This is a genomic window from Streptomyces sp. BPTC-684 (assembly GCF_030028635.1).
GTDB classification, from domain to species: Bacteria; Actinomycetota; Actinomycetes; order Streptomycetales; family Streptomycetaceae; genus Streptomyces; species Streptomyces noboritoensis.
The window spans coordinates 7,162,658-7,184,820 of record NZ_CP124863.1; the positions used below are offsets into that span (position 1 = coordinate 7,162,658).

Sequence of the window (22,163 nt, forward strand, 5' to 3'; positions counted from 1 at the left end):
GCACGGGGATCTGCGACAGTCGTGCGGAGTCGGCACGTCGCTGCACGTGCCTTGGCACCGGGCCGTCGATGGCACGCCCGCCATCGGTGACACCGCACATGCGTGGACCGGATGACCACCCGCATCCCGGTCCTGCCTGGCATCATCAGGCTCGTCATCCCCATCGTTACCCCGCCAGTGGGCTGGCGGGCGTGCTGCCCACCGGAGATTGTGTCCATGCTGGTCAACCGAACGGGGCGCCAACAGCCGTCTGCAGCAGAGGTGTTGTCCATCTGGCGCGGTCGTAGCCGATCTCCCCGGGGGGTGCATTCGTCCTTGGGGAACAACGAGCAGCGGGTGGCGCCGGGATTGATCTTGGTTGGGTGGGTGCGGTGGTCCCACGGTCGGACGGGATTCGGCAACCCCTTCACTGTCGTCATACGACTACGCTTTCCGTAGCACGCACGGCACCGTTTTCGTCGTAAACATTGCATCTCTTTCAGTGACAGACAGTCACCACGGCGTGAAGAACCACTACAACGCCAGAGTGAGCACTGTCTGCGAGGACCGCACCGCCTCCCGGCGGTCCAGCGGCCTGCACGGCCGCTGGACCGGGGGCGGCTACCTTGTTGGTCTTGCGCCATGCCCAGCGCTGTTGGCGGTTGAGCATCATCAGGGTCAGGAGCCAGAACAGGCCGTCGGCCCCGATCAACGTGGTGGTCACGACGACGGTGGCGCCCGCGATCAGGCCGGTCGTTCCGTGGGCGGCGGCTGCGAGGGCGAAGGGGGTGCCTGCGGCGCTTCCGCCGATCAGTACGGCCAGGCGGCTCTTGGTGTCGCGGGCCATCACGCGTACCACCTCGCTGGGACACCGGCGCGGCTGGCGCAGGGCCGGCTCCTTGGTCCGATGTCGTTCATCTGTTCCCTCCTTGGGCTTGGGGCCGTGTGGAGGGGCGGGGAACAGAACCGGGAATTTTCCCCCCGAGTCGCGAAGATTCTTTTCGGCAAGCGGCCGGCAACCGCCGGGCGGGCACCAGGAGCGTGGCGATGACCGATCAGCAGTCCGGTGAACGGCGCTGGGAGGACCTGCCCGATCGGGAGTTGGTCGAGGAGGCACTGCACGCCCAGTCCATGGCCGACCGCAAGTCGGCCTTCGCCGCCGTCTTCGCCCGGCACCACCGGCGGGTCCTGGCCTACTGCGGCGGTCGCCTGCAAGAGCCGCACTCGGCGGCCGACGCCGCGGCGCAGACCTTTACCGACGCCTTCACCGGCCTCGCCACCCTCAAGGAACCGGACAACCTGCGCGGCTGGCTGCTGGGTATCGCCCGCAACCAGTGCCGCCAGGAATGGAAGCGCCGGGGCCGGCAGGCGCCTCTGCCGGAATACCCGGAAGACGAGGACGACGAAGACGAGGCGGACGCCTACGCGAAGGCCAGCAGGGCCCGGCAGGTCGAGGTCGACCGACTGCTGGACGCCGTGGTCGCAACCTTCACCTCCAAGCAGCAGCTCTTCCGCTATACCGTGCGCCAAGGCCTGGTCGGCACACAGCTCGGCACCGTCCTCCACGTCAAACCAGCCGAAGCCAGTCGCCGCACCGGTGAGATCATCACCCTCGCCTATCAGGGATTCGGGGCACTCGTCCTGGCCCGGGAAGGCCGCCGCTACTGCCCCATGCTGGCCCGCATCCTCGATCAGGCCGCCTGGCACGGCGACAACTTCACCCCCAAGCTGCGCCGCCGGATCCTACGCCACCTCGACACATGCCGACGATGCGACAACTGCACCACCTGCAAAACCCAGCGCGACCGGCTGATCAAGCCGCTGACCCCCGCGCTCGTGCCCATCCTGGTCACCCCGGTCATGCAGGACCGCGTCGACGCCGACATCAAGGAGCGCACCCGCACCCAGCTCAACCGTGTCCTCACCGGCATCCGCGATGCCATCCTCGGCATCCTGGCGGTGCTGACCGTCGGTGCACTCATCGTGGGTGGGCTGGCTGGCTATGAGCACCTCAAAAAACAGCAGCAGAACAAGACACCGTTCGGCGGCACCACCAGCCTGAACGTCTGGGTGGTGGACAACAGCCTGACCGTGACAAGTTCACCGGCCGGGTTGAACTGCACGGGCACCTGTCACCAACCCTTTCCCAGCGGAACCCGCGTCACCCTCACGGCCACCGTCCCACCAGGCAGCTTTCCCTTGAACTGGGTGGGCTGCGACACCGCGACCGGTAGTGCGGCAGACCCCTGCACCGTCACGCTGGACCCAGAGCACGGCGGTATGCCTCGCCCCCTTCGACCCCGCCCAGTCCACCCTCATGACCGCTGCCGAGTGTCGCACCCGAGCCGGCCAATGAACTGGGTCTGTCCAGTCAAGCCCCTGGTGATCCGCCACCCGGCGGCCCGTGAGGGACAGGAGTGACCGGGGAGCCCAGCCGTACCGGAATGGGTGTGTGGCCAAGGCCCCGGTCCCCGCGTGACGGCGGGGCGCAGTACGGCCAGGGCCGCACCCACTTTCACCCGCGTTTCGCCCCGAAGCGACGCCCTGGTAATCATTTCGGGGCGTCGCTGACTCGTGAACCCAGGCACGCTCCTGGGTGGTTGCTTATACCGGCCTGAGCTCCCACTTGACGTTCCTGTTGTCCGGGGGGAAGGGGATTCCTTGGGTCACCACTGGTGAGCCGAGGCCGTTGTTCACCATAAGCAAGTACTTGCTGTTCAGCTTGCTGTAGAGGTAGGGATTGTTGTACCCCCACATTTGATTGTTCTGAAAATTGCAGTCCCACAGTTCGACCATTGCGCCGTCGTAGGGATTCGTGCCGGCGAGATCCAGGCATTTGTCGTTGAGGTCACTACGAAGCTGATCTCCTACCTAGTGCCAATGCTGGTTGGCTCCACCATTGCACGTCCACATGTGGACGGCAGCGCCCGACCCGGTGTTGGCACCGGCAACGTCAAGGCAGTTGTCATTGTACTGGTTGCGGATTTCGAAACTTGCCTGAACTGCTGCTTCCGCGGGGTGGCTCGGGACTGCGGACACGACGGCCAAGCTCGTTGCCAGGCCCAGTGCGGCGGCGAGAAGTCTTTTCACGACCGGCTCCCTGCATAGTGCGGCGGGCGGTTCACGGAATCCTCATGGCTCCGTGCTCGGCAGACTTCCATGACTCACGTAGGAACAAACAGATCTGGCCCGCAGATCCATCGATCCAGTGAACATACGCCGGTGACGGACCGCAGTACGGCCGGGGCCGCACCCAACTCCCACACAGTGCTACGGCGTTCGGTCCCGGGACGTTCTCGGGCGTCCGTAGGCTGCCGTTCGTGACGGGGTCAGTGTTCACCGCGTGTGCCACCGCTGCCGGGCTCGATCAGCTTATGGCGCCCCGCGAGTTGGAGGTGCTGCGCGATGGTGGCATGGGGAAATCTGTTCAGTCAAAGGCGAGCCCCGGGCCCCTGGTGACGGAAAGCCCGGGCACAGGGATGCCGTGTGCGGTTGTCCCGCACGGCGTTGGCACGGTTGCGTGCAAGCGTGGCGTTGTGGGGATCCTGCCCTTCATGGACTCCGCACCCATCGCGTACAGCCCGCCACGGTGCGTGCCCCCGGACGGTCGCCCACCCGTACCCTTTCCGGTCGGGTGAACTCGGTTGGGCAGGCCGTCGATCCGCTGACATCTCGTCAAGTCGTCCAGGTACCACGCTGACCGGCGCGTGGTCCCAGCAGGTCGGCGAGGTGGTGCGGGAGCAGGCGGGCGCTGTCGCGGGCGAGGGTGAGGAACGCGTCGACGAGGGGGTGCGGGGCGGGGCGGGTGAAGACCGCCAGCGGGCGGCGCCGGCGCGGCGTGAGGCGCAGGATGGTGCCGGGGAAGTCGGGGGTGAGGATGTTGGCGGGTACCACGGCGACCCCTAGGCCCGCGGCCACCAGCCGGGGAACGGCGGCGGTCTGGCGGGAGCGGATCGCGGCGCTGGGAGTGAACCCGGCCTGAGCGCAGAGGCGTTCGACGGTCGCGGCCAGGCCGTGTGCGGAGTCGTACTGGACCCAGCGGCGCCCGGCCAGCTCGGCCAGGCGCACCGTGCGGCGGCGGTGCAGCGGGTCGCCGGGCGGCACGATCGCGACGATCTCCTCCGCCCCCAGGGGGTGGTGCGGCCCGGCCCAGCCGTCCGGCAGGGGGCCGATCGCGACGTCGGCGGTGGCGTCGGCCATGGCGTCGGCGAACTCGTCGAGGTCCGCGTACTCGTGCAGGACCACATCGACGAGCGGGTGGTGCCGGTGCCAGGCGGCGAGCACGGAGGGGAGCACGCCGAGCGTCACGGACAGCACGGAGGCGAGGTGCAGTTCGCCGTGGGTCATGCCGGCGACGGCCCGGGCGGCGCCGGTGGCGCGCTGCGCACCGGCCAGGGCATGGCGGGCGCCGGGGAGGAAGGCACGGCCGGCCGGGGTGAGATGGACGCCGCGCGGGGTGCGCTCCAGGAGCAGGGTGCCCACGCCGCTCTCCAGGGACTTGAGCTGCTGGGAGAGGGTGGGCTGGCTGACGCGCAGATGGGCGGCGGCCTCGGTGACGGAGCCGTGGTCGACGACGGCGAGGAGGTACTCGAGCTGTCTGAGGGTTGCGGCTGCCATAGAGGAACTCTATGGGGTTGTGTGAAATTTCGTCTTTGAACTATGTCGTCGGCGTTCCTACCGTGGAGGGCGAACGAACGGGACGAAAGGATCCAGTCCATGAGCACCCCCGGCTCCACCTCCACCTCCACCTCCGCATCCCCGCTTGACGAGCAGGGGACGGCGCCGCCCGCCGGACGGCCCTTGAACGGCCTGGCCACCCTCGCCCTCGCCTACGGCGTCATCGCCGTCGCCGCCGGCCTCCTCCCGGCAGTCCGCGAGGTCACCGGCAGTCTCGCCGTCCCCGCGATCGCCCTCGCGGCCACCGGTCTGGCCAACGCCCGGCGCCTGGGCGGCACGGGGACGAAGCAGGCTGCCATCGGCCTGGCCACCGGCATCGCCGGTCTGGCCCTCAGCCTGGCCGCCCACCTGAGCGCGTGACCCGAAGGCTTCGGCCCGATGGGCCGGCGCTCACCCCGTCCCCCGCAGCACATCCCTCGTGAAGTCGTCCAGCGGGTAGAACAGCTCGATCGCCAGCTCCGAGAGCGTGACGTCGGCCGGAGTGCCGAACGTCGTCATCGTGCTGAACATCGACAGTTCGCCCAGCGGGGTGCGCAGGCGCAGGGGGACCTGGACGGGACCCGCAGGCGACGGCGGGGCGCTCTGCGGCCCGGCGGGCGCCGGGTAGGCGCTCACCTCCTCGTACAGCGCGCGCAGCTCCGCGTCGCCGGTCGTGGCGGCTTCGTGGCGCAGCCGGTCCAGGGTCAGGGCGCGGACCTCGGCGAGGTTGGCGAGGCGCGGGGCCAGGCCCTCGGGGTGCAGGGTCAGCCGGAACACGTTCGGGCGTGGGGCCAGCAGGTGTTCGGGTATGCCGTCCATCAGGAGGGACATGGCGGCGTTGCCGGTGACCACGTTCCAGCAGCGGTCGACCACCACCGCCGGGTACGGCTCGTGCGCGGTCAGCATCATCTCCAGCGCGGAGCGGACCGAGGCCATCTCCTCGTCGTCGAGGCTGCTCTCGCGGTACGCGGGCGCGTAGTCCGCGGCCAGCAGCAGCGTGTTGCGCTCGCGCAGCGGAACGTCCAGCGCGGCCGCCAGGCGCAGCACCATCGTCCGGCTCGGGCGGGCGCGGCCGGTCTCCACACAGGACAGATGGCGCGCGGACGTGTCGGCCAGGAGGGCGAGTTCGAGCTGGCTGAGCCTGCGGCGCTGACGCCACTCCCGTAACAGGGCCCCCACCCGTGACTGCTGCCGCGACGTGTCCATGATCACGATCATAGCCAGGGGCCGGTCAGCGGGGCCATGACCTCGGAGGTCATTGAGTACGGGGGCCGAGGGATGCCACGGTCGGGGCGGCCGGGCACCACATCGGTTCCTGCACCGGCCCTCGACCCAAGGAGATCCGTATGAGCACCGCGACCGTGCCCCCTCCCGGCCCGGCGGCCGCCCCGGCCCCCGCCCCGGACCTGCTGCGCACCACCCTCCGTATCGACAGCTGGAGCACGGCCGCCTTCGGAGTCTTCCTGCTGGCCGGGGCCAAGTGGCTCAGCGGGCCGCTCGGGCTGCCCGTCGCCTGGGCCGTGCCGTTCGGGATCGCCATGCTGGGCGGCGCCGCCGCGCTCGCCCTGATCGCGGGCTATCCGCGCATCCCCGCGCGCCTCGCCGCGGCCGTCGTCGTCGGCAACACGTTGTCGTGCGCGGCGCTCGTCGTCCTCCCGTTCACGGACGTCATACCGCTCACCGCGGCCGGTACCGCGTTTCTGCTCGTCGGCGCGCTGGTCGTCGCGGTCTTCGCCGAGGCCGAGTTCGTCGGGTACCGCAGGAGCACGAGGTACCCGGCCTCGTCCATGTCCATGTCCAGGTGAAGTGCTGCCGATCGGTGAACGCGGGCGGCTGTGGAGCGGCCGGTGCCCGGTCACCAGCCGCTGCCGTACGCGCGCACCGCGGCGGCGACAACTGCCGTGTCGACAACGGCAGGCGGGTGGGCGCCAGTTATGGGATCAGAGAGTTGTGCAGCTGGACCACCTTCGTGTCGAACGGCGGTGCTCCGAGTTCCTTCGCCGCGGGGAAGACCGACTCTTCCATGAAGCGCCGGAACGCGTCTTCCGACTCCCATACGTCGATGACCTGCCACCCACCCGCCGCCAGAGGCGCCGCGAAGTGGGCGATGAGCCCGGCAGGCGGCTTTGTACGGTCCGGGATCACCCGGTCGAAGGTTGCCTGGTAGAGCTCCTGGTTCCAGTCCGCGCCCTGGTTGTGCACCAAAACAGCCATCTCGGTTCCTCGATTCACGTGAAGGCAGCTCGTTCATCACGCTACGTCCGCGTGTGGAGGGCAGCGAGTGGTGGCGAACGTCTCTACGCCATCTGCCGGAACGCCGGTGCCGTTCACCCCGGCGCCCTGGCGGCTCACTCCCTGCCAGGTGGTCACCGGCCATGCTGCGCCGCCCGGGTCGTCGATGCCTTCTCACACCCGTGCTGTGTTCTGCCTGCCCGCCTCCTTCTGCCTCCACCGCGGGGCCGCCCGTTCCAGGACGGTGGGTCGTCGAGGCTGTCCTCTTCGTTGCCCGCCACGACCGTGTCGCCTTCCTGTTCCTGGCCCCGGGTCCGGGGTGCGGTGGTGGTGGGGGTGTGCGGGTGAGGAGGCGCTGCTCTGGGCCGTTGCCTGTCCGGCGCGGGCACGGCGCATCAACTGATCGAGGGCGTCGGCGAGGTCGGCTTCGGCTGGCGGGGTGCCTGCCTGGTGGAAACTGTGCGCGGCCGTCCAGACGTACTCTGCGACGTGCACGATGTCGAGCAGGGCGTGCAGGGTGACGCCGCGGCGGCGTGCTTCGGCGACGATCCGACGACGGCCGGCTGGTCCTGGCTATCGATCACCGTCACCGCCCGGCAACTGCTCGTCAACGAGCGCGGTTACCTGGGCCATCGGGCACCAAGCCCTGTCCACACCCACCCTGACCTGCTGCTATTTACGCGTCAGAGGATCCGGTCCCAGGTGCGGCGTTGGGCGGCGTCGGGGTCGGTGACGGTCTGGCTGTGCTCGTTGAGTCGGCGGACGGTGCGGTCGTGGCCGTAGGGTGCCCAGCCGGGGTCGCCGGTGGTGATGAAGGAGACCCAGGCGCGGTGCATTTCGTCGGCGACGGTCTGCGGTGGGTTGGGTCCGGTCATCGCCTGCGAGCCGGGGGTGTCGAGCTGGTCGAAGGCGAACCCGATCTCCAGGGTGTGGCAGGCGCCGAGCCTGCCGTCGAACTTCGGGGAGGGCCAGTCGAACTGGTAGACGTAGGTGTCGGCGCCGTGTGCCAGGCGGGCCTCGGCCACCCGGACCGCCGGGACGCGCATGAACCAGTCGGTCATCACCGAGGTCAGTAGTTCGCCCGGTGTGGCGTCGGGCCGGGCCTGGCGGTAGGCCGCGAGCATCACGGCCGGATCGGCTCCCAGGGCCGCCAACTTCGCCGCCAGCGCGTGGTCGCCGACGGCGTCGATGGCGCCGCTGGGGACGGAGAACAGGGCCATCTCGTCGGCGTTGGTGCCGGTCAGTACGTCGATGCCGGCAGAGGCGCCGGCGCCGAGGCGGTCGATGGGCCGGGCCGTCAGTATCTGGCCGTCCACCACCGGTGCGAAGGGGAGGATCTGGGGCAGGGGTTCGTCCCCGACCGTGGGGTCCGGCTCCGCCGCGATCTCGTCCGCGACTGCGGGCTGGGCGGCCACGAGCTCGACGGGCGGCACGGCCGCGAAACCCTCCGCCGTGGCCTTGACGCCGAGCCGCTCGGCCAGCGTCGTGGTCACATTGGCCGCGGCTGTCGCCGCCAGGACGGTGTGGCCGGCGCCGCTCTGAGTGATCGCGCGGTGGAACAAGCCCTCTGCGGCGGGCATCGACAACAGTGTCGTCACCGACATCGCCCCGGCCGACTCCCCGGCGACCGTCACCGCGCCGGGGTCGCCCCCGAACGCCGCGATGTTGTCCCGCACCCATTGCAGGGCCGCGATCTGGTCGAGCAGCCCGCGGTTGGCCGGAGCGCCGTCGACCAGCAGGAATCCTTCGGCGCCGAGCCGGTAGTTGATCGTCACGCACACGATGCCGTCGCGGGCGAACTTCGACCCGTCGTAGTGGCTGACCGCGCCGCTGCCGTTGACGAACGCCCCGCCGTGGATCCACACCAGTACCGGCCGCCGCCCCGCGCCGGCCGCCGGGGTCCACACATTGAGGTTGAGGTACTCCTCACCCGCGATGGCCGGGCTCTCCAGCAGCTGCTTCAGAGACGGCGCGAGCGGCGCCGCGGGCGCCGTCGGCCCGTAGGCGAGCGCGTCGCGCACCCCGTCCCAGGCCGGCGCCGGCGCCGGCGCGGTGAACCGGTGGACCCCGACCGGCGCCGCGGCGTACGGGATGCCCCGGAAGGCCAGGACACCGTCCGTCTCGCTGCCCCGCACCCGCCCCTGCGCCACCGCTACAACCGGGTTCACTGTCATGGCGCCGAGCCTGCCACGCCACCTGCGGCACGGCATTTCGGAGGGGGGCTTGTGCATGACGGAGACGTACGCGCATGGCGAGGCGAACTCGGATCAGATCCAGGCGAAAGGCGTTCGCCAACGATCTGGTGCACTCGCAGCTGATCGGGGTCTCCGCCGCCTCGAACCGGTCCAAGGGGGACCAGACGCCGGATTTGTGGAAGCCCCTGCTCACGTCGTACTGGTGCACCTACTCCCGCACGTGGATCGACGTGAAGCACGTCTACGAACTGAACGTGACCGAGGCGGAGAAGGCGGCGCTCGGCGAGATGCCCGACACCTGCGAGAACTGATGCTGACCCCGGAACCGGCGGTGTGCGAGGACGAGGTCACCGCCGGCCCGGGTGGAGCGATGACCGATGAGGCCGGCGTCATCACCGGCGACCTCATCGTCCGCATCAGCCGCCTCGAAGGAAACCAGGCCGCTATCACTGTCCAGTACGCCGGCGCCGAGGAGTGGTACGTCCTGCCCGGCAGCCCGGCAGCCCGGCAGCCCGGTAGCCGTTGCCGAGGGTGGCCTGGAGTACTACCACGAACGCGTTCTGGCTGCCGTCAAGCAGGGCAACGAAGCCGTCGCCCCCAGTTGAAGCCACGCTCCGCCCGGGGCGTTGTGGCAGGCCACCTCCAGGAATCCGGATCCCGTGCATCGGGTGCCGCAGGTCTCGGGCGGTACGCGATGGGCCCCAGGCGGGGAAGCCCCGTCGGGTCCCGGTCATCTCGGTCCGTCCAGGCTCGCGACGGTTCGGGGGCTGTCAGACTGAGCTGCGCCTCGCCGACGCCCCTCCCGGCGAGGCGTCCGCCGTGGTTCGCCTGCGGTCGAACAAGTCGCCCTGAGCGAGGCGAGCGAGCGGACGCTGAAGGCGCGGCTGGAGGGTAGGCAGTCGCCGTCGGAGGCCCTCTGCCGGGCCACTGGGGTCAGAGGGTTCGTGCGTACCCGAGTCCTCCACCGTCGCGCGTTGTACGAGATCAACGAGGTTCAAAGATGGGCTTCAGTGCTTCCGCACTGGCGGCGGGGTGATTCCGTCGGGCACGAAAGAGGATCCGTACCTAACCGAGCTGGTCCGTGTGCGAAGTGTGCGTGCGGCGTACGATCAGCCTTGGCCGGGCGGCCATGGGCCCCGACCACAAGGCGTCCGTGCCTCAGCTCGCACCGTACGGAGCACCGACCAGGGCGGGTTGCTGCAGTCGCCTCAATGCGCTCGAGGGGCGGGCATCAGTGCCGCCAGGGTCTGTTGGAGGTCGGCCACGTGCTCCTGGCGCTGTTCCAGCTGTTCCTGCCGGATGGCCAACTGCTGGCGTAGGGCCTGTGCTTCCCGTTCCGCGAGCTGCTGGCCGTGTCGCGCCTTGACCAGCTCGCTTCCTCACGGCGTCGGCGGATGGTCGTACGGCTGACGCCGCACGCGGCGGCCGCGCGCTGGTTCAGCATCGGGCTAGTGGTACTCATGGCCCCGTATCCTCCCCTCGCACGCATCACCGCGCACGGTGTGAACCGCGTACGAGCCCACTCCACGCCGGCCGGTCGTGGCAGGGCCCATCGCACGTTCCTGATGCCGTGGTTTGGTTGCCCTCGAGGTGGTGGGTGTACGGGGTATGCGAACGGGGCCGGGACTGGCGAGAGCTGAGGCGGGCCGTGGAAAGGGACTCCGGGGCCGGGCCAAAGGCCAGGAGAGCGGAGAAGCGGGCAAGGAGCCGACATCGGCACGGATGGCCGGTGGGGTGGAGGTTCCGCTGAGGACCCTCGGTGGTGTTCAGTTCTGCGTGCACGCGGCCTTAGTTGGTGGTGAGCGCGTGCTGGACGGCGTCCTCGTTGGTGGTGGCCGCCATCGAAACAAGACCGGCACAGGGGGCTCGTCCATCGAGGCAGCCCCGTCCTCCTCGGCGGGCGATACAGCCAAGGGGCCTGTGAGGCGCTGAAACGCTTGGGGCGCAGCTCGTTCTGAGGGAGGTGGTTGATCTGGCTCCGGCGGGTGTCCGTCCTGATCGGCGTTTGATGGACACGGTGGTGTTCTCAGGGGCTGAGATTTTCCTGGTTGACCGTCCAGCGACGGAGGTCCGTGACAGAATCCGCCCGCATGAGCCATGCGACTGCCTATCCAGTGTTGAGAACGGTGGATCTGATCCAGGCCCTGGACGCGGCCCGGCGGTTGCTTCGGATCGCGGATCTGAGCCAGACCGAAATCTATGCGTACGCGAAGATGACCACCGTCGATGAGGTACGGCGTATGCGGGCTGCGGTCCCCGGAGCCTGGTACATCCGGGATTTCGACGCGGTCGAGGCCGCCGAAGAGGGGACCTGCGTCGTCGAGGGTCTGGACCTTCCCGCCGACGCCGACGGTTTGGCAGGGCTGCTGCCGTTGGAGGCGACCGTGGAGAAGATGCCGTTCCGTGATGCGCCTGAGGGCTACGAGGAAGCGTTCCTGTCCGCCGTGGGCGTTGGCCCCGCCTCCTTGGAATGGTGGTGGACCACCTGGCCCGCCGTGCCCGCATTGGACCTGCCGCCGGATGCGAAGCACGCCGAAGTGCAGATCGCGGTCAACAGTGCGGACCTGTACAGGGAAGACCCTGCCGATGACCACACCCTCTTTGTTCACGTCAGGTCGGGCCAGGCCGAGCGCGCCGAGTGGCTCGCGGCACAGGTCGGCCTTCATGTCATCGGACCCGGGGTCTGGGACGGCTGAGCACTCCCGCCGGAACTTCCCTGCCGTGGGGTTTGCCTGGGGGGCGACCCCAGATCATCTGTCCCAGCTCGGGCAATGACCACAACGACACCGTCCCTTGAGGAGAGCCGCACCCAAACGCTTGTCCAAGTGGTTGTTGTCGTTCCGATCTTGAGTGGTGTGCGTCGAACGGGAGTCTCGATCGGGTGATCGCAGCTGGTCGCGGGCATGAAGACAGGGCCTCTTGGCAGCTCGGGGTTGCGAAGCCAACCGAGGCCCAGGAGACCCTGTTGCCACAGTTCTACGTGCTCGCGCCGGTGGAGTTCAACTCGACTGCCCCGTCGTGTGCCTTGTGGACAACGGCATCAAGTGGCGGGCGATGCCAGTGGATTTCCGCCGTGGGACCGGGTGTATGCGTTCTTCCGCCGCTGGCGCGACCACGGCCTGGTCAAGGAGTTCCGCAACCGGCTGCGCGGACAGGTCCGCGGGCAACTGGGGCGCGCCGCGGAGCCGAGCGCCGCGGTGATCGACTCGCAGTCCGTCAAGGCGGACGCCGTCGCCGCCTCGGACAGCCGCGGCTTCGACGGCGGCGAACTGGTCAACGGCCGCAAGCGGCACGTCGTCGTCGACACGCTCGGCCTGCTGCTCGCGGTGGTGGTCACCGCCGCGGACACCGGCGACCGCGCCTCGGCCCAGGTCCTGCTGCGGCACGTCGCCGACACGCACCACCGGCTGGAACTGGTCTGGGCCGACGGCGGCTACACCGGCAGCCTGATCGAGCACTGCCTGGCCGCGCTCGCCCTGGTCCTTCTGATCGTCAAACGCAGCGACGGCCAGAAGGGCTTCGTGGTGCACGTCGCCTCCCGCGACCCCGCCGCCCGCCGTAAGCTCCCCGTCTTCGACCAGGTCGACCGGGATTCCGGCCGATTCGGACTCGGCCGTCGGCGTGCGCTGGTGATGGCCGTGCCGGTGTGGCGGGGGAGGAGCACTCGGGTCAGCTATCGAGGGAGGCGGCGTAAGGCTGGGGCAGTGGCCGCCCGTTACGCTCGGTGTGCGGAGGCAGGAGATGTCTGAGGGATTCGGACGGCTCCAGTCCCAATTCCTCCAACAGGACACGTCGGCACTGTTCAAATTGGCGCAATGCCGCCCCTCTGTTTCCGGCGGCCAAATGCGCCTCCATCAGTACGCGATGGGCGCTTTCCCGCAGCGGCTCTGCGCGGACGGCGGCGAGCCCGGCGGCGACGGCTTCACCGTGCCGCCGGGCCTCGGACAGCCGTTCGGTCATCGCTTCCAAGGCGTAGAGCCGGAGTTGGTGGTATTGCTCCTGCTCGATCAGCATCCACTCGTTCTCCGACCATTCCGGCAGCAGATCGGCGGATAAATCCGCCCGGGTCTGGGTGGTGAGGATGTCGTCGCAGGGGCGTGAGGTGTCGAGCAGCCGGTGGGCGCGCGCCACGGCCTCGTGCAGGTCGACGGCGATGTGCTTGGCGATGGCCAGTTCCTGGGTGGAGACGTCGATGATGCGGTGGCCGGTGCGTGTGGCGCGCCAAAGGGACGATCTGAGGTTGGCGTTGGCGCGTTCCGCGGTGGCGTCCGGCCACAGTATTCCGGCCACGTACGTCCGGGAGCGCGGCATGTCCTGCAGGGCGAGGAATGCGAGGAGACGTTGGGCACTGGAGCAAATCTGAACGCGTGTATGGTCCACCGATAGAGCGAAGCCCTTGATTAGTCTCAAGGTAATTACATGTGATTGTCCGTTCATCGACGCCCCCGTACGATGTCCGCTTCGGTGATCTTGGATGCGGCTCGCAGATCCTCGAAGCCCTGTTACGAGCAGAATCATGGTCGTACGTTCGACACTTAGCGTGAAGGGCGTCAAAAGAGAATCACCGGAACGTCACGAGAACGTCACCCGTCCGGGTCAAGGAACTCATCGAGCCAAGTGCGCACGGCCGTGAGGACGTCGCAGACCGTGGCCGCCGCGGCGGGCGAAGCCTGCTGCCCGTCGACCGTCTGGATGATGCGCGCGCGGAAGCCGTCCGACCTCCCGCCTTCCACCCACACCCGGAGGACCAGGACACCGGACCGCTTTGAGGAGGTCTTCACGAGAAACCAAGGATTCCTCACCGATGTCACCTCGGCGTCGCCGGTTCGTGTGCGGTGACGTCATCGCCCGCCGCGCTCACGTACCGGTGACGCCGGTGTGACGGGTGAAACGCGGTTGGATCACACCATGGGCCCCATGCTCTCGGTGTATGCCGTCAAGACGGGCCGAGCCGAGGGGAGGCGTCGAATGGGCGACTTCGGCGTGATCGCCGATGTCTCGAAGGTCATCGTGCGGTCCCTGACCCAGGCCCTGCGCGACCTGAACCAGGTGGAACCGCCGATCGCGGAGCTGAACGACCTCTCCGACACGGTGCAGACGCCACCTCCCAAACTCACCGTGTTCCTCTACGAGATCGCAGAGGACCCCACCTCGCGCAACCGGCCGCCGGTGAACTCCCGGCCTCCCGACCCGCCCACCGTCCGCAAGCCGCCGATGGCGCTGCTGCTGCGGTATCTGATCACCCCTTGGGGCGGTGACCAGGAGACCCAGCACCAGATGCTCGGCCGAGCCCTGCAGACCTTCTACGACGACGCGATCCTGGACGGCACCCAGCTGTCCGGCAGTCTGGCGGCGAGCACCGACTCGCTCCACCTCACCCTGACGCCGCTGACCCTCGACCAGAAGTCCTGGGTCTGGTACGCGATCCAGAAGCCCTACCGGCTCTCGCTGAACTACGAGGTCCGGGTGGTCAACCTGGACTCGGTGGCCACGCAGCCCCTGCGCCCGGTGCGGAGCCGGACCGTCGACGGGGCGGCGAGGCCATGACCGCCTTCCTGCCGCTCGAACGGTCCACGCTCTACAGCCCGGCCTGGTTCGTGCCGTTCGACGACTACGCCCAGCGGGTGCGCACCGCGGGCGTGGAAGTCGGCCTCGACCGGCTCGACGACGGGCGCTGGCTGCCCCTCGACGACCGTCCGGTGCGCACGCCCAGCGCGGCCGTCACCTTCCCCGGCCTCGGCAGACGGAGCGCCGCCTCGGCGGCCCGGCCGGAGCGCCATCGGGCCCGCTTCGCCGCTGCCGGGTACCAGCCGCTCTACCCGGCCGACGGCGAGCCGTTCTCGGCGGACCTCGTCGGCATCGAGTTCCTGGTCCACCCGTACGACGACACCCATCCGCCGGCCGTCGAGGCCGCCCCGCGGCTGGTCCGGCTGCTGCCGAGCGTCTCCTTCCCCTATCCGCCGGGCCTGCGCACGGTGCACGGCTTCGTGCGCGACGCGGCCGCCTCGCCCGTGCCTGTGCCCGTGGCGAACGCGCTGGTCGAGGCGAGGGGGCGGATGGGCGACACGGAGTGGCACGAACGCACCCTGTCCGACGCCTCGGGAGCCTTCCGGCTCGCTCTGCGGTGGACGGGCGAGAAGGCCGACGAGAACGCCGTCGAGGAGACGTTCCGCCTGCAGGCCACCGAACGGCCGGGCCGGTCCGGGGCGCTGGTCATCCGGCTGCCAGGGGACGCCGGGCCGCACGTCATCGAGATCCGCGAGCAGAGTTGAGGAGCCGTCCATGGCGGAGTATCTGAGCCCCGGGGTATACATCGAGGAGATCGATGCGGGGCCGCGGCCGATCGCGGGGGTGAGCACGAGCACGGCCGGCATGGTCGGGGTCACCGCTCGCGGCCCGTACACCGGAAAACCCAAACTCGTCACCAACTTCCTGGAGTTCCAGACCACCTTCGGCGGCTTCCTGCCCGAGCCGGAGCCGGGCATCCGGGACCGCTGGGCCGACGACCCCAGGGAGGGCGGCCGTTGGTGGCTGTTCCCGCTGGCGGTCAAGGGCTTCTTCGACAACGGCGGGCAGCGGCTGTACGTCAAGCGGGTCGCCAGCGCGGGGGCGCGTCCGGCGTCCGGCACGCTGCGCAACGGCCTGGTGAGCCCCGTAACCGGTGATGCCGCGAAGGGCGCGAAGGGCCTGGAGCTCGGCCACCTGATCGGCTTCGGCGGGGTCGGGCAGCAGGTCAAGATCTACCGGGGCGACGACCAGCAGACCATCCACACCACCGTGGTCGACGCCTACGACGCGAGCGCCGCCCGGATCACCCTGCACGACGCCCTGCCCGCCGAGGTCCGGGCGGCGCGCGGCGACTACGTCCAGGTCGAGCAGCGCGGCCCCGAGCAGACCCTGAAGTTCGACGCGGTGAGCCCCGGCACGTGGGGCGGGGGCGTCCAGGTCCGGGTCCAGCCGATGGTCGGCGCGAGCCTGCCGGTGCTGCCCGACCCGCAGGAGGGGGAGCTGTTCATCACGCAGCTGGCCGCGAACGCGGCCGCGGACAGCGGAACCGTCGATGTCGCCGCCAGGCCCGGGATCGCCCCCAACACCCAGGCGTGGGTGGAGATCGACTCCCAGCGGTTCCAGGTCCAGGTGGGCGAGCCCGCGGCCGGGAAGGTCACGCTGACCTTCCCGGCAGGCACCCGGCACGCGCGGTGGGAGACCGGACTCCTGGTGCGCCGGGTACGCCGGGGCAACACCACGACACCGGTGCGCAAGCTGCGGATCGGCGGAGTGACCCGGCTCTACAAGGGCGCGGTCGTCCAACTCGACGACGGCAAGAACCTGATCGCCGCGAAGGTCGACGCGATCGCCGGGGACGTCGTCACCTTCGACCGGGACATCACCACGACGGAGGGGTTCTTCGAGACCGACCGCATCCAGCTGATCGAGGCCCAGGTCAGCACCCGGTTCACCGACCCGGGCGGGGCCACGGTGACCGAGACCTTCGGCAACCTGCGGCTGTCCGGCGACACCCCGTCGAGCCTGGTCACCGCCCTGGCGAGCCGGTCGCAGCTGGTCCGGGCCACCGCCCTGCCCGGCCTGTCCGCCGAACCCGCCAAGTTCCCGGTGCCCGAGAGCGGCTCCTGGCTGACGCTGGACCCCGGCACCGACGCGTACGACAGCCTGAGCGTCGCCGACTTCGTCGGTACCGACGGCGGCAGCGGCCGGCGCACCGGGATCGTCGCGCTGGAGGACATCGACGAGGTGGCCGTCTGCGCGGCGCCCGGCATGTGGTCGGGAACCGTCGAGTCGTCCCTCGTCACCCACTGCGAAACCCTCAAGGACCGGTTCGCCATCCTCGACCCGCAGGACGGGCTCGACATCGAGGGCATCCGGACGTTCCGCGAGACGTTCGACACCAAGTACGCGGCGCTCTACTACCCGTGGCTGGTCACCCGCGACCCGGCGAGCGGCCGCGACGTCGAAGTGCCGCCGTCGGGCCACCTGGCGGGCATCTACGCCCGCGTGGACGTGGACCGGGGCGTGCACAAGGCACCGGCCAACGTGGTCATCCGGGGCATCCGGCAGACCGACGGCATCGCCCAGGACGTCACCAAGCGCCACCAGGACCTGCTCAACCCCAAGGGGATCAACGCGCTGCGGTTCTTCCCCGGCCTGGGCCAACGGGTGTGGGGCGCGCGCACGCTGTCCTCGGACAGCTCGTGGAAGTACGTCAACGTGCGGCGGCTCTTCCTCTTCCTGGAGGAGTCGATCGACGAGGGCACCCAGTGGGTGGTCTTCGAGCCCAACGACGAGGCCCTGTGGGCGCTGGTGCGCCAGACGGTCAGCAACTTCCTCACCACGGTCTGGCGCAGCGGCGCGCTCGCCGGCACCACCGCCGACGAGGCGTTCTTCGTCGCCTGCGACCGCACCACGATGACCGAGGACGACCTGGCCAACGGCCGGCTCATCTGCGTCATCGGCGTCGCGCCGGTCTTCCCGGCCGAGTTCGTCATCTTCCGGATTCAGCAGAAGACCCGCGAGACCCAGCTCGCCTGAGCACCCCGACTGAGAGGCCACCATGCCGCCCGTGACCAGGGACGACCCCTACGCGTCATATAACTTCCAGATCATCGTGACCAACGTCAGCGACGACGGCGTCGCGGTGAGCGGGTCCTTCACCGAGGCCAGCGGCCTAGAGCTGGAGATCCCGCCGATCGAGTACCGCAACGGGAGCGAGGACATCACCGTCCGCAAGATCCCGGGCCTGAAGAAGTACACCAACCTCACCTTCAAGCGCGGCATCACCGGCCATGTCGGCTTCTGGAACTGGGTGGTCGAGGCACTCAACGGCAAGGTGCGGCGCACCTCCGGCTCGATCGTGCTCCTCGACGAAAACCGCCAGGAGGCCATGCGCTGGAACTTCGACCGCGGCTGGCCGACCAAGTACACCGGCCCGACGCTCAGCGCCACCAAGAACGAGATCGCGATGGAGACACTCGTCCTCGCGGTCGAGAAGCTGGAGATCGACGCCTGACATGACCAGCCAAGCGCTCCCCGGCGTCACTCTGACGACCGTGCCACCCGGCGCGGACGCGGAGCCGCTGCGCACGGACGTGGCGGTGTTCCTCGGCCGGCTGCGCCGGGGCCCGGTCGGCTCTCCGGTCCGGGTGGAGAGCTGGAACGACGTCGTGGGCGCCTTCGGGCCCGTGGACGCCGCCTTCGCCACTCCGTACGCGCTGCGCGGTTTCTTCGAGAACGGCGGCCGCACCGCCTGGGTGCTGCGGGTGTCCGGGCCGGGCGCCTCTGCCGGGACGGAGTGGGCGGTCGGTGACGTACGCGGGTTTCCCGTCACGCGTTACCGGGTCGTCGCCACCAGCCCGGGCGCCTGGGCCAACGGCGGGCGGGTCGCGATCCGCTTCCAGGCCAGCACGGTCGCCGGTCCGCCGACGGTGAGCGTGAGGGTCACGGTGCCCGGCGAGGCGCCCGAGACCTTCCCCGGGCTGCCGCTCGCCGAAGTGGCCGACCGGCTCACCGGGTCCCGGCTCATCCGGCTGATCCCGGACGGACCGGCCCCGCACCCGGGGGAGCACCGCCCGATCTCGCTGTCCTGGGACCTCACGCTCACCGGCGGCGCCGACGCGCCGCCGGGACCGCGCGAGTACTCCGCCGCGGTCGCCGCACAGGCCGAACTGCCGGAACCGGCGCTGGTGGCGCTGCCGGACCTCGGCACCGACCTGACCGGGACCGCGCACACCGACCTGGTCCTCGAACTGCTGCGGACCGTGCTGCCTCTCCTCGACCGCCTCGTAGTCCTGGACGTGCCGCCCCCGCTCGCCTCCGTGGACTCCGCGGTGGCCTGGGTGGGGTCGCTGACGGCGGGGGGCGACAGTCAACTGCTCGCCGCAGCGGCGGTCTACCACCCGCCGCTGCGCACCCCCGACGGGCCGGACTTGAGGACCGTCCCGGCCTCCGGGCACGTGCTGGGCGTCGTCGCCCGCCTCGACGGCGAGCGCGGGGCGCACCACACCCCCGCCAACGCCGTGATCCTGGAGGCGGTCGACTTGGCGGCCGAGTTCCCCGAGCCGCAGCAGCTGAGGCTCTTCGACGCGGGCATCGACCTGGTGCGGTGCACCCGCGGCCGGGGGCTGACGGTGTGGGGCGGGCGCACCCTGTCCGCCGACCCCCGCACCCGCTACATCGCGCACCGCAGGCTCGTACACCTGCTGGTGCGCGCGATCCGGCGGGTGGCGGGCCCGCTGGTGTTCGACGTCAACTCGGCCGAGCTGCGGCTGACCCTGGTACGGGCCGTCACCTCGGTGCTGCTCGCGGCCTTCCGGGCCGGGGCACTCGCCGGGGAGCGCCCCGAGCAGGCGTTCCGGGTGGTGTGCGACGACAGCAACAACCCGCCGGAGCAGGACCCGGGGCAGCTGGTCTGCGAGATCGAGGTCGCCCCGGCCGTCCCCATGGAGTTCATCCGGCTGCGCCTGGTGCTCGGCCAGGACCGAGGACTGGAGGTGATCGAGGCATGACGACACCGGACCCGTTGCCCAAGTACCGCTTCCTGGTCACGCTCGACCCCGGCGACGCGTATCTGCCGTCGGCCCAGGCGCTGCTGCTGCCGCTGGTCGCCTCCGGCGCGTTCCAGGAGGTCGCCGGGCTCGGCGCGCAGCTGGAGGTGACGAGCTACCCGGAGGGCGGCCGCAACGACTCGGTGCACCAGCTGCCGCTGCGCCACTCGTGGAACCGCATCACCCTCAAGCGCGGGGTGGTCCGCGACCCGGGCCTGTGGGCGTGGTACCAGGCGGGTCTCGCCGACTCGCTCGGCGCCCGCCGCGACGGCGCCGTGATCGTGCTCGGCCCGGACGGGGTACCCGGCGCGGCCTGGGCGTTCCACGGCGGCCTCGCCGCCAAGTGGAGCGGCCCGGACCTGCACGCCGAGCAGAACGCGATCGCCATCGAGTCGCTGGAGATCGCCCATGAGGGGCTGACGAAAGTCCTGCAGGACAGCGCGGCGAGCGCGCTGTCCGCCGTGTCGCGGCAGATTCAAGGGAGGTGACGGGCGTGCCGAAGGTGACCATCCACAACCTCGAAGTCCGGTTCCAGGTCGACGGCGACGACGGCGCCGTGTTCACCCACCTGTTCAACATGCACATCAAGGCGTGGGCGAAGTTGTACGAGGACGAGTGCGCCCGGGTCAAGCACGCCGAGACCGAGCGCCGGTTCACCGAAGGGGAGGGGCGGCCGTGGTGAGCGTGACGCCCGTCTCCTTCGCCCGTCAGGGCGCCGCCCGGGCCCGGCTTGAGATCGTCCGGCCGGTGATCGCCGACGAGCGCAAGCGGCGGATCCCGCTGCGGTTCAACCCGACCGACTACAAGCTGAGCAAGAGCAACACCTTCGCCGAGATCGCCATCCCGGGCCTGGAGACCCCGCCGCTCCAGTTCGTCCGCGGCGGCACCGAGACGCTCACCGTCCAGGCCCTCGTCGACACCTCCGACACCCTGCAGAACGTCCGCACCGCCTATGTCGACGCGCTGCGCGACCTGTTGCGGCCCGACAGCCGCGAACACGCGCCGCCCATCGTGCGGTTCGTCTGGGACGAGGAGGTCTTCACCGGGGTCGTGGAGAAACTGGACGTCAACTACCAGCTGTTCAAGCCGGACGGCGTGCCGCTGCGGGCGATGCTCGACCTCTCCCTCAAGGAGTACCGCACGGCCGCCTCCCAGACCGCCCGGACACCGCGCTCCTCGCCCACCGTGGAGAAGAGCTATGTGGTGCGCCGCGGCGACACGCTCAGCAGCATCTCCGCCGCGGTCTACCGGCGGCCCGACGCCTGGCGGGAGCTGGCGCGCGCCAACGGCATCGGCGATCCGCGCGACCTCAGGCCGGGCCGGGTGCTGACCGTGCCCCGGCTGCCGTGAGGAGCGCGCGATGACTGCGCCCACCCCGGAAGTCGCGTCCCCGGACCGGTACGCGCCCGAGTTCGAGGTGCGGATCGAGGGGCTGGAGATGGACCCGTCCACCAAGAACGACATCATCGACATCAAGGTGAACCGCGACCTCGACGAGATGTCCGGCTTCGACCTCACCCTGAACAACTGGGACGACGCCAACCTCCGCTTCAAGCACAGCGATTCACCCGACTTCCGGCTCGGCGGGCGGGTCTCGGTCCGGCTCGGCTACGCCGACAAGCTGCTCACCGTCGCCACCGGCACCATCAGCACGCTCAGCCCGAAATTCAGCGACAGCGCCTCCCCGACCGTCCAGGTCAGCGGGGTCGACGGGATGCTGCGGCTGAAGGACCGCAAGCCCACCGAGAACGAGACGAAGATCTACCGCAATCTGCCCGACTGGCGGATCGCCGAGCAGATCGCCCAGCGCAACCATCTGCGGATCGAGGTCACCCGGGAGGGGCCGACCCACGATCAGGTGGTGCAGAAGAACCAGGACGACGCGAGCTTCCTGATGGAGCGGGCCAAGCGGCTCGACTTCGACTGCTACATCCTGCCGGACCCGAAGACCGGCGAGGACACGCTCTACTTCATCAAGCCGACCGACGGCCGCGACGGCCGCCCGATCCGGGTCTACCGCCTCGCGTACGCGCCGGGGCTCACCACCGGCCCCACCAACCAGCCCGCGGGGCTGATCCCCAACCTCCTCGACTTCACCCCGACCCTGACGGTGTCCAAGCAGGTCGGCAAACTCACCGTGCACGGCTGGGACCCCCGTACCAAACAGCCCATCACGTTCACCGCGACCGCCGAGCACCTGCCGGCCGGGCAGAACACCGCCGACGGGCAGAGCGGGCCGCAGGTCGCCGAGAGCACGCTCCAGGGCCGCCAGGAAGTCGTGGTCGACGCGCCGGTCACCAGCGATCAGGAGGCGCGGGAACTCGCTATCAGCCTGCTGCGCGAGCGGGCGTACGAGTTCATCACCGCGACCGGCCGTGTGGCGGGCCTGCCCGAGCTCAGGCCCGGCGACAACCTGGAGATCTACGGCCTCGGTCGGCGGTTCTCCGGCACGTACTTCGTCAAACGGGTCGAGCACACCCTCAACACCAGCGGTTTCTTCACCCAGTTCACCGGCCGGCGGATCCACCAAGGGGACAAGTGA

22 protein-coding genes are annotated in these 22,163 nt (G+C 69.9%); 15 read left to right on the forward strand and 7 right to left on the reverse strand.

Annotation, left to right across the window (positions count from 1 at the left end):
* Window positions 1–478: 478 nt before the first annotated feature.
* Window positions 479–826 carry a hypothetical protein gene (locus QIY60_RS31875; protein WP_283145627.1) on the reverse strand — a complete coding sequence of 116 codons (348 nt, stop codon included), beginning with the start codon at window positions 824–826 and terminating at the stop codon, window positions 479–481.
* Between the two features lie 200 nt (window positions 827–1,026).
* Here QIY60_RS31875 and QIY60_RS31880 point away from each other — a divergent pair, with 200 nt between their 5' ends.
* Window positions 1,027–2,400 (forward strand): RNA polymerase sigma factor, encoded by a 1,374-nt coding sequence (locus QIY60_RS31880; protein WP_283145628.1) that lies wholly within the window; start codon window positions 1,027–1,029, stop codon window positions 2,398–2,400.
* Between the two features lie 1,254 nt (window positions 2,401–3,654).
* Here the strand turns inward: QIY60_RS31880 and QIY60_RS31885 are convergent.
* The gene (locus tag QIY60_RS31885; RefSeq protein WP_283145629.1) at window positions 3,655–4,596 is read right to left on the reverse strand and encodes a LysR family transcriptional regulator; all 942 of its coding nucleotides are present in this window, start codon (window positions 4,594–4,596) and stop codon (window positions 3,655–3,657) included.
* A gap of 99 nt (window positions 4,597–4,695) precedes the next feature.
* On the opposite strand from QIY60_RS31885, the gene QIY60_RS31890 reads away from it, so the two are divergent.
* Window positions 4,696–5,016 carry a hypothetical protein gene (locus QIY60_RS31890; RefSeq protein WP_283145630.1) on the forward strand — a complete coding sequence of 107 codons (321 nt, stop codon included), beginning with the start codon at window positions 4,696–4,698 and terminating at the stop codon, window positions 5,014–5,016.
* 30 nt (window positions 5,017–5,046) lie between these two features.
* Here QIY60_RS31890 and QIY60_RS31895 read toward each other — a convergent pair whose 3' ends face one another.
* Window positions 5,047–5,841, reverse strand: coding sequence for a helix-turn-helix transcriptional regulator (locus QIY60_RS31895; protein ID WP_283145631.1), 795 nt, complete (start codon window positions 5,839–5,841; stop codon window positions 5,047–5,049).
* A 140-nt stretch (window positions 5,842–5,981) separates the two neighbouring features.
* On the opposite strand from QIY60_RS31895, the gene QIY60_RS31900 reads away from it, so the two are divergent.
* A complete protein-coding gene (locus tag QIY60_RS31900) occupies window positions 5,982–6,440 on the forward strand; it encodes a hypothetical protein (RefSeq protein WP_283145632.1) in 459 nt (152 codons plus the stop codon).
* Window positions 6,441–6,567: 127 nt separating this feature from the next.
* Here the strand turns inward: QIY60_RS31900 and QIY60_RS31905 are convergent, their stop codons facing one another.
* Complete coding sequence (locus tag QIY60_RS31905) at window positions 6,568–6,849, reverse strand: hypothetical protein (RefSeq protein WP_283145633.1); 282 nt, start codon at window positions 6,847–6,849, stop codon at window positions 6,568–6,570.
* 701 nt (window positions 6,850–7,550) lie between these two features.
* Window positions 7,551–9,041: a carboxylesterase family protein gene (locus tag QIY60_RS31910; RefSeq protein WP_283145634.1), complete on the reverse strand. Its 1,491-nt coding sequence runs from the start codon at window positions 9,039–9,041 to the stop codon at window positions 7,551–7,553.
* Window positions 9,042–9,115: 74 nt separating this feature from the next.
* On the opposite strand from QIY60_RS31910, the gene QIY60_RS31915 reads away from it, so the two are divergent.
* From QIY60_RS31915 to QIY60_RS31925, 3 genes are all read left to right on the forward strand, one after another.
* Window positions 9,116–9,373: a hypothetical protein gene (locus QIY60_RS31915; protein ID WP_349253975.1), complete on the forward strand. Its 258-nt coding sequence runs from the start codon at window positions 9,116–9,118 to the stop codon at window positions 9,371–9,373.
* A gap of 1,779 nt (window positions 9,374–11,152) precedes the next feature.
* Window positions 11,153–11,758 (forward strand): hypothetical protein, encoded by a 606-nt coding sequence (locus QIY60_RS31920; protein WP_283145635.1) that lies wholly within the window; start codon window positions 11,153–11,155, stop codon window positions 11,756–11,758.
* A 387-nt stretch (window positions 11,759–12,145) separates the two neighbouring features.
* Window positions 12,146–12,811 (forward strand): transposase, encoded by a 666-nt coding sequence (locus QIY60_RS31925; RefSeq protein WP_283145636.1) that lies wholly within the window; start codon window positions 12,146–12,148, stop codon window positions 12,809–12,811.
* On the opposite strand, the gene QIY60_RS31930 is transcribed toward QIY60_RS31925, so the two are convergent.
* A complete protein-coding gene (locus QIY60_RS31930) occupies window positions 12,732–13,442 on the reverse strand; it encodes a BTAD domain-containing putative transcriptional regulator (protein WP_283145637.1) in 711 nt (236 codons plus the stop codon). The genes QIY60_RS31925 and QIY60_RS31930 overlap by 80 nt on opposite strands.
* 203 nt (window positions 13,443–13,645) lie before the next feature.
* A complete protein-coding gene (locus QIY60_RS31935; RefSeq protein ID WP_283145638.1) occupies window positions 13,646–13,843 on the reverse strand; it encodes a hypothetical protein in 198 nt (65 codons plus the stop codon).
* Window positions 13,844–13,979: 136 nt separating this feature from the next.
* Here QIY60_RS31935 and QIY60_RS31940 point away from each other — a divergent pair, with 136 nt between their 5' ends.
* Genes QIY60_RS31940 through QIY60_RS31980 form a run of 9 tightly spaced genes read left to right on the forward strand, consistent with a single transcriptional unit; the run spans window position 13,980 to window position 22,163 of the window.
* On the forward strand, window positions 13,980–14,609 hold the full coding sequence (locus QIY60_RS31940) for a DUF4255 domain-containing protein (RefSeq protein WP_283145639.1): 630 nt from the start codon (window positions 13,980–13,982) through the stop codon (window positions 14,607–14,609).
* Window positions 14,606–15,334, forward strand: coding sequence for a carboxypeptidase-like regulatory domain-containing protein (locus tag QIY60_RS31945; protein ID WP_283145640.1), 729 nt, complete (start codon window positions 14,606–14,608; stop codon window positions 15,332–15,334). The genes QIY60_RS31940 and QIY60_RS31945 overlap by 4 nt, the downstream gene beginning before the upstream one ends.
* A 10-nt stretch (window positions 15,335–15,344) precedes the next feature.
* Entirely contained in the window at window positions 15,345–17,609 is a 2,265-nt protein-coding gene (locus QIY60_RS31950) for a phage tail sheath C-terminal domain-containing protein (RefSeq protein ID WP_283145641.1), read from the forward strand.
* Window positions 17,610–17,631: 22 nt separating this feature from the next.
* Window positions 17,632–18,087 (forward strand): phage tail protein, encoded by a 456-nt coding sequence (locus QIY60_RS31955; RefSeq protein WP_283145642.1) that lies wholly within the window; start codon window positions 17,632–17,634, stop codon window positions 18,085–18,087.
* A gap of 1 nt (window position 18,088) precedes the next feature.
* Window positions 18,089–19,582, forward strand: a complete 1,494-nt coding sequence (locus QIY60_RS31960; RefSeq protein ID WP_283145643.1) for a phage tail sheath subtilisin-like domain-containing protein — start codon at window positions 18,089–18,091, stop codon at window positions 19,580–19,582.
* Window positions 19,579–20,109: a phage tail protein gene (locus QIY60_RS31965; protein ID WP_283145644.1), complete on the forward strand. Its 531-nt coding sequence runs from the start codon at window positions 19,579–19,581 to the stop codon at window positions 20,107–20,109. The genes QIY60_RS31960 and QIY60_RS31965 overlap by 4 nt, the downstream gene beginning before the upstream one ends.
* Window positions 20,110–20,114: 5 nt before the next feature.
* Window positions 20,115–20,303: a putative phage tail protein gene (locus tag QIY60_RS31970; protein WP_283145645.1), complete on the forward strand. Its 189-nt coding sequence runs from the start codon at window positions 20,115–20,117 to the stop codon at window positions 20,301–20,303.
* A complete protein-coding gene (locus QIY60_RS31975) occupies window positions 20,300–20,971 on the forward strand; it encodes a LysM peptidoglycan-binding domain-containing protein (RefSeq protein ID WP_283145646.1) in 672 nt (223 codons plus the stop codon). The genes QIY60_RS31970 and QIY60_RS31975 overlap by 4 nt, the downstream gene beginning before the upstream one ends.
* 10 nt (window positions 20,972–20,981) lie before the next feature.
* Window positions 20,982–22,163 (forward strand): type IV secretion protein Rhs, encoded by a 1,182-nt coding sequence (locus tag QIY60_RS31980; RefSeq protein WP_283145647.1) that lies wholly within the window; start codon window positions 20,982–20,984, stop codon window positions 22,161–22,163.